Below are 13,109 nucleotides of genomic sequence, written 5' to 3' on the forward strand. Positions count from 1 at the left end.
GTGTCGAACGTGTCGAACCTGACCAACCCGAAGATCATCGACCACATCTCGCAGATCACCGACATCTCGGGACGCAAGCTCACCTTCACCTACACCGACAAGGGTCTGCTGGGTGAGCTGATCGACGGGTACGGCTCGACCGACGGCGCGCCGAAGACGTTCAAGTTCGCCTACGACATGACCCAGGGCAACAAGAACGTCAAGCTGGTCAAGACCACCGACCCGCGGGGCAACGCCACGGACCTGGTCTACAACTACCCGCAGGACGGCGACGACCCGAAGTGGCACTGGACCACCAAGTCGTACGACGACCGGCATCCCGACGAGCGGCTGACCGCCTTCGCGTACACCGATCCGGACGGGCCGCAGGGCAACAACATCAACACCACGGTCACGGACGCGGAGAACCACACCACCGCGTACCAGATGGACGGCTACGGCCGGACGTACCAGACCACCAACGCCAAGAACGAGACCACCAAGTTCGGCTGGGACGACGACCACAACGTGGTCCGGCTCGAGGAAGCCAACGGCGCGGTCTCCACCTGGGCGTACGACCCGAAGACCGGCTACCCGACCGAGGTCAGGGACGCCGAGGCGGTCAAGAACGGCTGGCCGGGCACGCTGCTGACCTACCAGCGCCAGCTCAACGGCTACGTGGCCGAGGTGATCAGCAAGACCAGTTCGGAGGGCCGCAAGTGGACCTTCACGTACACCGCCGAGGGTGACGTCGAGTCGGTCACCGACCCGGTGGGCAACACCACGGCGACCGCCGGCGACTACACCAGCTGGAACACCTACGACGAGTGGGGCCAGCTCAAGGAGGCCAAGGACGCCAACGGCAACATCACCAAGTACGACCTCTTCCACCCCAGCGGTTACCCGACGCTGATCATCGACGCGGGCGAGGGCGAGTCGCGCTTCACCTACGACGACCGGGGCAACACCCTGGAGGTCAAGAACGGCAAGAACGCCAAGGTCACCCAGTCGTACGACACGTTCGGGCGGCCGAAGGAGAAGGTCGAGCCGCTGGACGCGGCGAACAACCGCTTCATCACGACCAAGGCACCGGAGTACGACGCCAACGACAACATCGTGACGGCGTACGCGGCCAACGGGGCGGTGTCGACCTCCGTCTACGACGAGACCGACCAGGTCATCGAGTCGTACGCCCCGAAGGACGACCCGAACGACCCGGCGCGCAAGACCACCACGACGTACGACAAGGTCGGCAACGTCCTGACCGTCACGGAGCCGCAGGGCCACCTGACGGAGAAGGCCGGCGACTACACGACCACCACGAAGTACGACGCGATCTACCAGCCGATCGAGGTCACCAACGGCCTCGGCCAGAAGGTGGTCTCGGAGTACGACAACGTCGGCAACGTCACGGTCCTGTACGACGCGAAGAAGACCGCCAGCGCGGCGGACGACTTCACGACCAAGTACGAGTACGACTGGAACCACCGGGTCATCAAGACCACCGACGCGCTGGGCAAGTTCACCACCGCCCGGTACGACAAGGACGGTCTGACCCTCGGGACCACCGACGCGGAGGGCAACGAGTCGCTGGCGAAGTACGACGCCCGCGGCGCACTGATCGAGTCGAAGGTGCCGCACAAGAAGGACACCTCCGGCAACATCACCTACCGCACCACCAAGTACGAGTACGACCAGGTCGGCAACCAGACGAAGGCGATCACGCCGCGCGGCGTGGACACCGACACCGACGCCGACGACTTCGCTGTGGTGACCGTCTACGACGAGCTCAACCGCAAGAAGGAGGAGTGGTCGTCCTACGACAAGGACGACAGCCGCTACAACACGCCGGACAAGACCTTCTACACCTACGACGAGATCGGCAACCTGGCCAAGGTCAGCGCGCCCCCGTCGGACGGGCAGACGGTCCGCAACGACACCGAGTACACCTACTACGACAACGGGTGGACGAAGACGTCCAAGGACCCGTGGGACATCGTCAACTCGTACGACTACAACGACCTGGGCCAGCAGATCAAGAACACGCTGACCTCGGCCGGTGGGTCGGTCACCCGGACGATGACGTGGGAGTACTACCAGTCCGGTAACGAGAAGCGGCGGTTCGAGGACGGCGTGCCGGTCGGCAAGGACGTGGTCCTGGTCGACAACACCGACTCGAACAACACCGCCTCCCAGGGCAGCTGGACCAACGGCGCCGCCACCGGGCAGTGGGGCTACGACGTCTCCACCGCTGCGGCCGGCACCGGCTCGGCCCAGTTCAACTGGCAGCTGACCATTCCGCGCGACGGCACCTACGAGGTGTTCGTCCGGCACCCGCAGGTCAGCGGTGCCGCGACGGACGCGAAGTTCACCATCACCTACGACGGCGGCAGCGTCGTCAAGACGGTGAACCAGACCCAGAACGCCGGCACCTGGATCAGCCTGGGCAGCTACGCCTTCAAGGAGGACGGCGTCCAGAAGATCACCGTCACCGACCAGGCGACGGGCAAGGTGCTCGCCGACGCGGTGAAGCTGGTGCGGGACAACGCCGGTGACGTGGACAACGAGCGCAAGGAGTTCACCTACCGGTACAACCCGAACGGGATGCTGGTCGAGGTCAAGGACCTCAGCCCGGGCGCGAAGGCCAGCCGGTACGACATCGGCTACGACGAGCTCAACCAGATCTCGACGGTGAAGGAGTTCGTCGGGGTCGACGACCAGACCCCGAAGAACACCACGTCGCTGACCTACGACGACAACGGCAACCCGCTCACCTCGACCCACGACCTCACCTGGTCGAAGATCGATTACGACGAGCGGGACATGGTCGCCAAGGTGACCAACGCCGACTCGCCGACGGCGGGCAACCAGCAGATCTCGAGCTTCACGTACACCGCTCGCGGGCAGATGCTCAAGCAGACCAAGCCCAACGGCAACACCGTGGAGTTCGAGTACTACCTCGACGGCGCCACCAAGCACCAGCTGGAGAAGACCTCCGGCGGGGCGACCGTCGCGGAGCACACGCTGGAGTACCAGGCCAACGGGCACCCGTCGCGGGACGTGCTCAAGTTGATGAACGCCGACAACTCGTCGGACTACATCGACAACACGTACGTCTTCAACTACGACCCGCAGGACCGGATCGCCCGGCTCGACAAGACCGGTGACAGTTCGTCGACGGAGTCGTACGTCTACGACGCCAACGGCAACACGGTCGAGCAGACGATCGACAGCGTCGTCAGCAAGAGCAAGTACGACCGGAACCGGCTGCACTCGACCACGACGGCGGGTGTGACCTCGACGTACAACTACGACCCGTTGGGTCGGCTCGACACCGTGTCGGTTGGTGGTCAGCGGGCGCAGAAGTACTACTACGACGGTTTCGACCGGACGGCGAAGACCACCGCGGGTATCGGCGCCACCGCCAAGTCGACCACCTACGTGTACGACCCGTTCGACCGGACGGTGTCGCAGACGTCGGACGGTAAGACCACCTTGTTCACGTACCTGGGGATGGACAACCAGGTGCTGCGTGAGGAGGTCGCCGGTAAGGCGAGCAAGTCGTACCAGTACGCGCCGTGGGGTCAGCAGCTGACCCAGATCAAGCACAAGGACGACGGCGGTCGGGAGTACTCGCAGTTCATCTACCGGCCGCGTGGTGACGTCATCGGTATCAGCAAGGAGGACGGCAACACCCGGGCGACGTACGGCTACACGGCGTACGGCAAGGATGACGAGTCGCAGTTCACCGGTGTCGACAAGCCGGGTCAGACCGAGGAGGGTGAGGAGCCGTATAACGCGTTCCGGTTCAACGCCTCCCGGTGGGATGCGGGTTCCGGTACGTATGACATGGGGTTCCGTAACTATGACCCGGGGTTGAACCGGTTCTTGACGCGGGACGCCTATGGTGGCGCCTTGGCGGACATGGGTCTGTCGATGGATCCGTTCACGGGTAACCGGTATGCGTTCGCTGGTGGTAACCCGGTCAGCTTTGTGGAGTTGGACGGGCACCTGTTCGGGATGTCGTGGTCGGACATCGGCCACGCCGCTCTGGACGTGGCCGGGATGGTGCCGGTGATCGGTGAGGTCGCCGACGTCGCGAACGGTATCTGGTACGCGGCTGAGGGCAACTACGTCGACGCGGCTCTGTCGATGGCTTCGGCGATTCCGCTGGCGGGTAATGCGGTGGCTGCGGCGAAGTTGGCGAAGACGGGTAAGAAGATCGCCGACGGCATCGACACGGTCAAGGACGTCGAGAAGGGCGTCGAGGCAGCCGTCGACACGCAGAAGGCACTTCCCACCAACACGCCCAAACCCAAGACGGAGACCCCGACGCAGCCGAAGTGCAACAGCTTCGTGCCGGGTACGAGGGTGCTTCTCGCTGATGGGAGTAGTAAGCCCATCGAGGAGGTGAAGGTCGGGGATCGGGTTCTGGCCGCCGATGTGGAGTCGGGGGACCGGCAGAGCCGTCCCGTCACCCAGTTGATCAAGGGTGATGGGGTCAAGAAGCTGGTCACGATCGTGGTCGACACCGACGGTAAGGCTGGTGGTAAGACCAGCACGATCGTCGCGACCGACGGGCACCGGTTCTACCTGCCGGACTCCGGGGTCTGGGTGACCGCGGGTCAGCTCAAGGTCGGCGCCTGGCTCCAGACGTCGTCGGGCACGTGGGTGCAGATCTCTGCCGTCCGGCACGAGAGCCGTGTCCAGCGAGTACACAACTTCACCGTCGATGGACAGCACACCTACTACGTCCTCGCCGGCGAAACCCCCGTACTCGCCCACAACGACGCCTGCCCAGTCGGCGACGAGGTTCGCTACAACAGCGACGAGTTGAGCACGGCGGCGTACAACGCCCGCGTCAACTCCAACTCCGCACATTTTCCGAGTGGGCCACGTACTCAGTCGCCCGGCGGAAACGTTGCGGTCGCTAGGGTTGAGGGACACGATGATCTGATTGTGGGGTTCAGCCAGGGTGATGGCTACCATGCCGAAGACCACATCATGGACCAGATCAACGCGCTGAAGGCGAACAATAAGGGGATTGGGAAGATTACCGAGCTCTACAGTGAGCGTCAGCCGTGTTCTGTATGCGCCGGGAAGCTGCCAGGCCATCTAGCGGAAAATGCGAGAATCACCTGGTCGGTGCCATGGTCGGATAACGGGCTGATGAATTCGGTGTCGAACGAAATGCTAGCCAGGATGATCCGGCTAGCCGCCGGAGGTAGGGCCTAGCGAAGAGGGGGGATGGGACGAGGTCTCATCCCCCCTCTTCTGCATTGGCGGCTACAATGGGCCAATGTCTGGCTTTGAAGTGTTCTGCGACTCAGTGGACGAGGAGCTCCGTGCGGCGGGGTTGCGTTCGGCCGACCTGGATACGGGGGAGGGGGGTTACGCGATTCAACTCGGCGAGACGAGCGATACAGGCGAGAGCTGTGCTCTTGTCGTCTGGTCTGCGTCAGCGGGCTTGACAGAGCGTGCATACGAGTTATTGCGGAGCGGACAGCGATCGGCCGAGGCTGTCTTGCACACGGGTCGGATCAAGCACCTGATGGCGGATGCAGTTTTGGGAATATTGGTGTCCGCCGGGATGGCCGCCCGGCTTAGCTCTGACGACCTAGCCCCGGCAACCGTCGAAGTGTTGCCCCCTAAAACAGATAAAATGTGAGCGCTTCGCGACTAGGTGTCACGGCTCGCCGCGCATATGCTTAATGGCGGACGGCTGTGGCTCGGGCTGCTCAACGGCTTACAGGAACAGTTCGAGTGGCTAGTGCGGGAACCTGCCTTCTGCTACGAGAAAGGCGAGCTGGAGGCCACCTTCGCGCTATGGCGGCAACTGACCGATGACCAGTGGCGGGCCGGCAGGGGCATCGATTTCTCGCGAGCCGAAGAAGAGGAGGACGATCCTGACGGCTCGTGGTTGCTCGACATTTTGTGCGACGGAACCGCTCAAGAGTACGTCCAGTACGCTGAGGAAGTCTATGAGAAAGTCCTCGCCCCAGCCGCAGTCGAGTACGTCCTCGCGCTGAGTCCTCTCACTGACTCTGCGATCCGTGCATTGAATCCGGCACTGGGTTTGGCCGATCTGCGTGACAGGGCAGCAGAACTCAGCTATCCAGTCGGAGTGGAGTGAGCTGATCGGAGCCGGGGTCAGCCGATCCAGCCAAGCTGTTCGAGGCCGAAAGGGGGGCTCTTCGATATCTGCGCAGCGATGGTCCCCAACGACACGGTGCTGAGATGGGCCGGTGGTGGGCGGCCGGGGAAGTTGCGTTCCTCATACGGAAGAATGGATGGGATTTCCTTGGCGGAAGTTGTTCAGGTGCTGATCGGCAGGACGCGGGCAGGTCAGGATTCGTTCGAATCGCTGCTCGTAACCCCCATGAGTTCCGGGCTGTACATGTTGGAGCGTTCGCCGCTGATGGCGGATGGTATTGCCCGCGGTGATATCGTTCGCATCGAAGATCGTGGACGAATCTGCCGCGTAGTTCGCGACGGCGGCCACTACGCACTGCAAATCTACTATCGACGGGACCTTGAGGTAGAGGATCTCAGAGGTATGGAGTCGGATCTTTCCGAACTTGGCGGTGAAATCGACGCGCATGCGGCACGAGTGATTGCCGTAACGATCCCGGCGGCAGCGCCGGCGTCAATGCTGACGAATCTCCTTGAGAGTCATCCGCGACGTGACGACTTCGAATGGAGGCTTTCGAAGCCTCCGCACACTACATAGCTGTATCGAAGTCGCGGATGACCTTCGCTGATGTTCGGCGAGGGTCATTGCCACTTTCAACCCGCGTGATGTGCGAGGTTATCGGGAGGGTAGAGCACAACTCATACCGCCGGCAGATGGAGGAAGCCGCGCCGCGTACGTCTGAATCTCGGATAAGGGTAAGAGTTGGTGGCAGTCGGAGAATCCGCTTGGGTGAGTGAGGAAAGGTGATGGCTGAAAGAGCAGATCCGATTGACATCTTCGGAAGAACTGGCGGTGTCCACGCCCGTCCGGAGGATTTTGAACGAGCCTTGGACCTATGGTGCCACAAGGCCGAAAAGGAAGGCTGGTCCGTGTCGGTGCTCGACCGCCAGCGCGATACGGGCAGAGAAGGACGATGCGGGATGGTCGAGGTAGAAGGCCTGAGGTACGAAGTACGTTACGCCCCTCGCACTCGCACGACCCTTATCGACGACAGTACTGGAGGGGATTTCGAGCGACCTGCCTTTTTGTACGCCGTATGGGCTGAGCCGGTCGTACTTGAAATCTTCTTAGTCGAGGAGTAACGCGCACTGTAGCGGGTGCCGCTGTCTGTCGAACCACGGCAAGGTGCCCACCGCTTTGGATGATCACAGGCTGTAGCGGAGGGCGGATTGCTGCCGGGCAAGGCTTCGACGATGCTGTGCCACCGATAATGAGAACGCGATGGTTTGCTGCTGGAATCTAATTTGCGTATGGTGATCCGATCGGATGTGAGACGTGCTGGACCAAATTGTTCGTGCGCTGGCTGAACTGCTGGCATCAATTGATCTTGCTTCGGATGAAGAGATCGATAGTGACTTCGCAGCCACTTTGCAGGGTGAAGTTGCTAATGTCTTTGACTCGTTGAGTGTCCATGATCGGGCTCGCCTTGCCGAGATCATCGCGCACGCTGCGGAACGTGAACAGGCCCGAGAGCGCAGGGAGGCGCTTGCCGAGATTCCGCAGGCCTATGGTCTCCGGGACAATGACTGAGCCTCTTTCATCCTGCGTAGCGGTTGGCTTCGAGGTGGTGCAGGACGAGGATCGCCTGCACGATCGTGGTCACTCGCCGTGGGCAGCAGCGCAGCTTGCAAGGATCTTCCAGGTCTTGAGGGTGTCGATCGCGCGTTCGCCGCGGGCGCGTATTTTCGCGTGGGCGCGGTTGATGGCTTTCTGTGATCGCATAGGCCAGTCGGCGGATCCGGTCCATGGCGGTGGGCAGGTCATCGGCGGCCGCCGCGAGCAGGGTTATCGCTTCCTGCACGTACCGCCACGCGGTGCTCACGCCGACGGCGAACCCGGCGGCCGGCCGGATGTAGGCATCACCGTTGCGAAGGTGAGCCAGGGCGAGCAGTGCCTGCCGCCCCGCCTCGAGGCGCCGCCACCTGGATCGGCGCTGGTTGCGGTGGCTGCGGACAGTGTCGGCCAGGTGGGTCCGCGGCGAGATCAACGGAGAGCGTTGGGCAGTTGGCGGGGATGACTGAGAGACTTCCGTTCGAAGAGGGTCCCTCGTCCTGGACGGGGCCGACGCTGACCACGGACATGGTGCGTCGGGCCGAGGCGACCCTCGGGGTCCGCTTGCCGCGTGCGTACGTCGAGCTGATGTATCAGCAGAACGGCGGCGTGCTCAAGGACGGCTGCTTTCCGACGAGATTCCGGACGTCCTGGACGGCTGACCACTTCCAGGTTGACGTGATCATGGGTGTCGGGTTTCCCGAGGGGCTCGACGCCCTGTCCAGTCACTTGATCGCAGAGTGGGGCTACCCCGAGGTCGGGGTCGTGCTGGGTGTGACACCGCTGGCCGGTCCCGACACCGTCATGCTGGACTACTCGACGTCGGGGCCGGATGGCGAGCCGGCGGTCGCCTACGTCGGCGAGGACAGGGTCCCCCGGCGGGTCGCCAACTCGTTCGAAGCGTTCATGAACGGCCTGGTCTCGTGTCAGGCGTATGCCGACGACGATCAGGACCAGTAGATTCTTGCCTCCTGCTACGAAGGGATTCTCTACCGGGAGGGCGGGTCATGCAGTTCCGCGTGGCGGCGTACTACCGACCACAGCATGGCGACCAGCGTGAGTTGCTAACCACGCCAGAGGACGTGGATCTGCTGATCGATGCACTGTTGGCGGGGCCGACCCACCAGAATCTGGTTGACCTGCATTCCCTGGAACGGTCACCCCTACCTTCCGGGACTCCCGATCATGAGCTGTTGGTGGGCGCCGATCGCGCGCTCCAGGTCGGTGTTCTCGAGTTCATGGACGCCGGCGGTAACTGGACGACGGTCGGGTCGCACAAGGGTCGTGCCGAGGTTCGTTACTCCTGCGTGAATCAGATGACCGAGTTCCCTGCGCGTTCGAAAATTTCCATAGCCCTATTGAGTCGGGCGGTGAAGGAGTTCTGTCTGTCCGGCGGGCAGCGGCCCACATGCGTCCAGTGGGAGAAGCCGCAGTTCTGGTGATTGTTGGAGAGACAGCCTGGCCCTGGCGACACCGGTAGGCCGGAGGCCGGCACCAGGGTGCTTCGTCGCGTTGCCCGGACCGTTGTAACGAAGGAGTCCCATTGGTCGCTGTACGAGCGTGCAAGCCCGATTGATGAAGAAAACGACAGGTACCCGTCTCCACCTCGTGGCTCTGACCGTCACTGCGCTCACCCTCCTCGCCGGCTGCGCCGAACCGGGAGCGGCCGAGTGGGTGGCCCCGGACAGCAAGGCCGCTGCTGCGGCCAGCCCCACAGGCCCGGCCCGCCCGAAGGCCGTCACCTCCGCCTGCAAGATTCTGACGGCCGACGCCGTCATCGACCTGCTGGGAGGCACCTCGAGCACCAAGCTCAAGGCGCGCGAGGCCGGCGTCGAGGATCTCGGCGAAGGAGCGAAGCGCTACACCTGCGGTTACGGGCGCGACGGCGCTGAGCCGTTCGCGTTGTCGGTCACGGAGCGTCCCGATCCGGACGGCACGGTCGTCGAGTCGATCGACCAGATCGCCGACTACGCCGACGGCCAGGTCAAGCGGATCACGGGGCTCGGGGACGGCATCGACGGCCTGACGTACGTCAAGGACAACCTGCGGGGGGCCGCCGTCGCCGTCCCGTACCAGATGCAGCTGCGGATCGCTGTCTTCATCGGCCCCCAGCAGCTCCCGCACGACAAGTTGGTCGAGGTCGTGCAGCACCTCGTCACCCGGCTCTGAGCGTCACCACGACGTGGCGGGCCGGTGACTGCACCGACGGATGGGCCCGTACATCGGCGGTAGAGGCGGGGTGTGGCACCGCCAGGTGGAGTGCCGCCGACCCGAACGGGCAGCCGGCCGGACCGGATCGGTGATCACCTTGCGGCCGTGCGAGGGCTTGGCGGCGGGGCGTTGGCAGTGTGTGCTGGTCGTGCGTCCGTCGCCGCTTGTTCGTCGTCCCGCCGAGGCGGGTTTACCGGCGATCCGGACGGGGTAGGGGTTGTCGCTGGTCAGGCATGACCGTGATCTATGTCGATGAATTCTGTCCACATCGGGCACCATGGGAGCGTTTTCCGACCGCTGCCCGTTACGTCGACACGCCGCTCCAGAGCATTGACTCTCATCACAGTCTTCAGGCCGCCGATCGGCTTGTTGCCCGGCTCGCCGCCCGTCTAGCCTGAGCCAGCTCAAGGCGTAACGGGGGGCTCACGACATGCGACTACAGATCCGGCTACTGGGGACTGTGGAGCTGACCGTCGACGGCCGGATCACCACACCGACACCGCCGAAGCGGCGCGCCGTGCTCGCCGGGCTCGCCCTGGACGCCAACCGGCCCGTCTCGCTGGACCGGCTGGCCGGCATGGTGTGGCGGGACGAGGCCCCGGCCTCCGCCGTGGCCAACCTGCGCTCGCACGCGGCGAACCTGCGCCGGGTGCTCGGCGACCGCCTGATCGCCCGCCCGAACGCGTACGAGCTGACCCTGGCACCGCACGAGCTGGACGTCACCGAGTTCCAGCAGCTGGCGGGGCAGGGGCGTAGCCGGCTCGCCGCCGGTGACCCGGTGGGCGCGGTGGAGTCGCTGCGCGCGGCCCTGGACTGCTGGCGGGGCGCGGCCGGGGAGGGACTGCCGCGCGGCACCGCCCTGGACAACCGCTGGGCCAGTCTGGACGAGCAGCGACTCCAGGTCTTCGAGGAGCTGATCGAAGCCCGCCTCGCCTTCGGGGAACACCTCGTCCTGCTCCCGGAGATCCGGCGGCACATCGCCGCCCATCCGCTGCGCGAGCGGGGCTGGGGACAGCTGATGCTGGCCCTCTACCGCGTCGGGGATGTGCCCGCCGCGCTGACCGCCTACCGCGACGCGCACACCGCCCTGAAGGAACAGCTCGGCATCGACCCGGGCGAGGAACTGGCCCGCCTGCACCGGGCCATGCTCGACCGGTCGCCCGAGCTCGCGTACGTCCCTCCGGACACCCCGCTCGCCGTCCTCGCGCCGGTTCCGGCAGCGGCCCCGCCGGTCACCGTTCCCCGCGAGCTCCCCGCCGACCTGGTCACCTTCGTCGGCCGTACGACGGAAGTGGCGGAGGTGGTCGCGGCCGTGACCGGCGCCGCTCCGGCCGCCGCGGTGATCAGCGGACCGGCCGGCAGCGGCAAGACGGCGCTGGCGGTACGCGCGGCGCACACGGTGGCCGCCGCCTTCCCGGACGGGCAGGTCTTCGTCGACCTCGGCTACCGGCCGTCGGTGACCCCCGCCGAGGTGCTGGCCCGGGTGCTGCGTGCGCTCGGCGTGCCGGCCGCCGAGGTGCCGTGTGGGATCGACGAGCTGGCCGGCTGGGTGCGGTCCCGGGTCGCCGGACGGCGGCTCCTGCTCGTGGTGGACGGGGTCACCGGCGCCGAGCAGGTACGGCCGTTGATTCCGGCCGGCCCCGGGCCCGCCCTGATCGTCGCCGGGCAGCGGCACCTGCGCAGCCTCGACGGCGTCCGTCGGATCGACCTTGACCCGTTCGGTGTCGCGGAGGCGAGGCCGCTGCTCGCCACGCTCGCCGGCGCCGACCGGCTGAACGCGGACCCGGCCGCGACGGCCGAGCTGGTGCGGCTCTGCGCCGGCTCGGTGCTGGCGCTGCGGATCGCCGGGTCACGGCTGGCGAGTCGCCCCGACCTGTCGGTGGCCACCCTGGTCGCGCAGCTGCGCGACGGCCGCGACCGGTTGGACCTGCTGGCCTACGAGGACCTCTCGGTGCGTGCCCGTCTCGCGACGGGGGTCGCCGCCGTGCGGTTCGCCGACGAGGTGGCCGGCCGGCTGCTGGAGCAGCTCGGCGAGGCGCCGGACGCCCCGGTCCTGCCGGAGCGGAGCGCGGCCCGGCTGGGGGTCAGCGTGCACCGGGTGTGGCAGGCGCTGGAGGAACTCGCCGACGCGCACCTGCTGCGCCGCGACGACCCGGCCGGCTACCGGCTGCCGGCGCTGGTGCGCGACTACGCGGCGGAGTTGGCGAAGGTTTCCGCGCCGACGCTGACCGGCTGGCGGATCGACCCGGTCGCCGCCTGAGCGCGTCCGGGCCCGGTAGTGCTCAGACGACGGTGCCGCGGACGATCGCCACGGCGACCCGGCAGAACTCGTCCATGTCCGGGTTGAAGCCCGCCGCGATGTCGGGGTGCAGGCCGGCCCGGGTCTCGTCCAGCAGCCGCTGGCAGACCTGCTCGACGGGCTCGCCGCCGTAGCCGGCGCGGACCCGTTCGGTGGCTGCCTGGAGCGCCGAGGTCAGCTGATCCTCCAGCGGGCCGCGCAGCTTCCGCTGCACCGGGTCCAGCCCGCGCGGGTCGAGCGTGACATGTGGCTCCGACATCGGCGCTCCCTTCGTCGGCGTCCGCGGTACCCCACCGCTGACGTCGGTCAAACCACGTTCGGTACGGCGGCCACCCGCACCTGGTACGAGAATTCCTCCGCCGGCTGCTCGACGTACGACAGCCGGCGGATCTGCCGGTCGTCGGAGTAGAGCGCGACGTCCACGAGGACGCCGAGGTGGGCCAGGCCGATGTTGGCCACCCGCTTCTTGTCCTGAAGCACCGCGCACACCCCGCCGAGCAGGGTGCTCGCGTCAGAGGTGCGGTGCCCCGGCGGGCAACGCAACACGAGGTCCACCTCGATCGGCCCGGTGAGCGGGGTCCAGCCGGTGTGCTGGGCCGCCGCCAGGGCCGCCTGGAGCAGGGCGCGGACCCTCGTCGCCTGCCGGTGCCCGGCGGCGAAGATGGACAGCGCCTCGGTCTTGACCGGTGGCAGGCCGCTCACCTCGAACGTCAGGGCGAGAGCGCGGGTGTCCTGCACGACGGCACCTCCTCGTTGCGGACGATCCTGCCCAAGCGGCTGACCGGTGGTGGGAGTTCCCGGGAGAACCAACCGATCGGGCGGGGTGGGGGTCGGCCGGAGGCGTATCGACATCGGCGGCGTACGCGCTGGCAGTGG

At 65.8% G+C, this 13,109-nt stretch carries 10 protein-coding genes and 1 pseudogene; 8 read left to right on the forward strand and 3 right to left on the reverse strand.

The window, feature by feature from the left end; translation table 11 throughout:
• The 4 genes from BXA10_RS26685 to BXA10_RS31075 all read left to right on the forward strand — a co-directional run.
• Positions 1-5,214: golvesin C-terminal-like domain-containing protein (locus BXA10_RS26685; protein WP_217696859.1), on the forward strand; the 5,214-nt coding region annotated here is incomplete at its 5' end.
• Positions 5,215-5,662: 448 nt separating this feature from the next.
• Complete coding sequence (locus tag BXA10_RS26690; RefSeq protein ID WP_139338166.1) at positions 5,663-6,112, forward strand: hypothetical protein; 450 nt, start codon at positions 5,663-5,665, stop codon at positions 6,110-6,112.
• Between the two features lie 153 nt (positions 6,113-6,265).
• The gene (locus BXA10_RS26695) at positions 6,266-6,709 is read left to right on the forward strand and encodes a DUF4265 domain-containing protein (protein WP_076473612.1); all 444 of its coding nucleotides are present in this window, start codon (positions 6,266-6,268) and stop codon (positions 6,707-6,709) included.
• Positions 6,710-7,447: 738 nt separating this feature from the next.
• A complete protein-coding gene (locus BXA10_RS31075; protein ID WP_139338167.1) occupies positions 7,448-7,702 on the forward strand; it encodes a hypothetical protein in 255 nt (84 codons plus the stop codon).
• Positions 7,703-7,709: 7 nt separating this feature from the next.
• On the opposite strand, the pseudogene BXA10_RS26700 reads toward BXA10_RS31075, so the two are convergent.
• A pseudogene (locus BXA10_RS26700) lies at positions 7,710-8,159 on the reverse strand (helix-turn-helix domain-containing protein).
• A gap of 26 nt (positions 8,160-8,185) precedes the next feature.
• Here BXA10_RS26700 and BXA10_RS26705 point away from each other — a divergent pair.
• From BXA10_RS26705 to BXA10_RS26720, 4 genes are all read left to right on the forward strand, one after another.
• Positions 8,186-8,683, forward strand: a complete 498-nt coding sequence (locus BXA10_RS26705) for an SMI1/KNR4 family protein (RefSeq protein ID WP_076473613.1) — start codon at positions 8,186-8,188, stop codon at positions 8,681-8,683.
• A gap of 47 nt (positions 8,684-8,730) precedes the next feature.
• Positions 8,731-9,165, forward strand: coding sequence for an Imm1 family immunity protein (locus tag BXA10_RS26710; protein WP_076473614.1), 435 nt, complete (start codon positions 8,731-8,733; stop codon positions 9,163-9,165).
• A 166-nt stretch (positions 9,166-9,331) separates the two neighbouring features.
• Positions 9,332-9,892 carry a DUF3558 domain-containing protein gene (locus BXA10_RS26715; protein WP_076473615.1) on the forward strand — a complete coding sequence of 187 codons (561 nt, stop codon included), beginning with the start codon at positions 9,332-9,334 and terminating at the stop codon, positions 9,890-9,892.
• Positions 9,893-10,364: 472 nt separating this feature from the next.
• On the forward strand, positions 10,365-12,194 hold the full coding sequence (locus BXA10_RS26720; protein ID WP_076473616.1) for an AfsR/SARP family transcriptional regulator: 1,830 nt from the start codon (positions 10,365-10,367) through the stop codon (positions 12,192-12,194).
• Positions 12,195-12,216: 22 nt separating this feature from the next.
• Here BXA10_RS26720 and BXA10_RS26725 read toward each other — a convergent pair whose 3' ends face one another.
• Complete coding sequence (locus BXA10_RS26725; protein ID WP_076473617.1) at positions 12,217-12,492, reverse strand: hypothetical protein; 276 nt, start codon at positions 12,490-12,492, stop codon at positions 12,217-12,219.
• Between the two features lie 47 nt (positions 12,493-12,539).
• Entirely contained in the window at positions 12,540-12,971 is a 432-nt protein-coding gene (locus BXA10_RS26730) for a RusA family crossover junction endodeoxyribonuclease (RefSeq protein WP_076473618.1), read from the reverse strand.
• Positions 12,972-13,109 lie beyond the last annotated feature (138 nt).

It is taken from the genome of Micromonospora avicenniae (assembly GCF_900156065.1).
Taxonomy (GTDB): domain Bacteria; phylum Actinomycetota; class Actinomycetes; order Mycobacteriales; family Micromonosporaceae; genus Micromonospora; species Micromonospora avicenniae.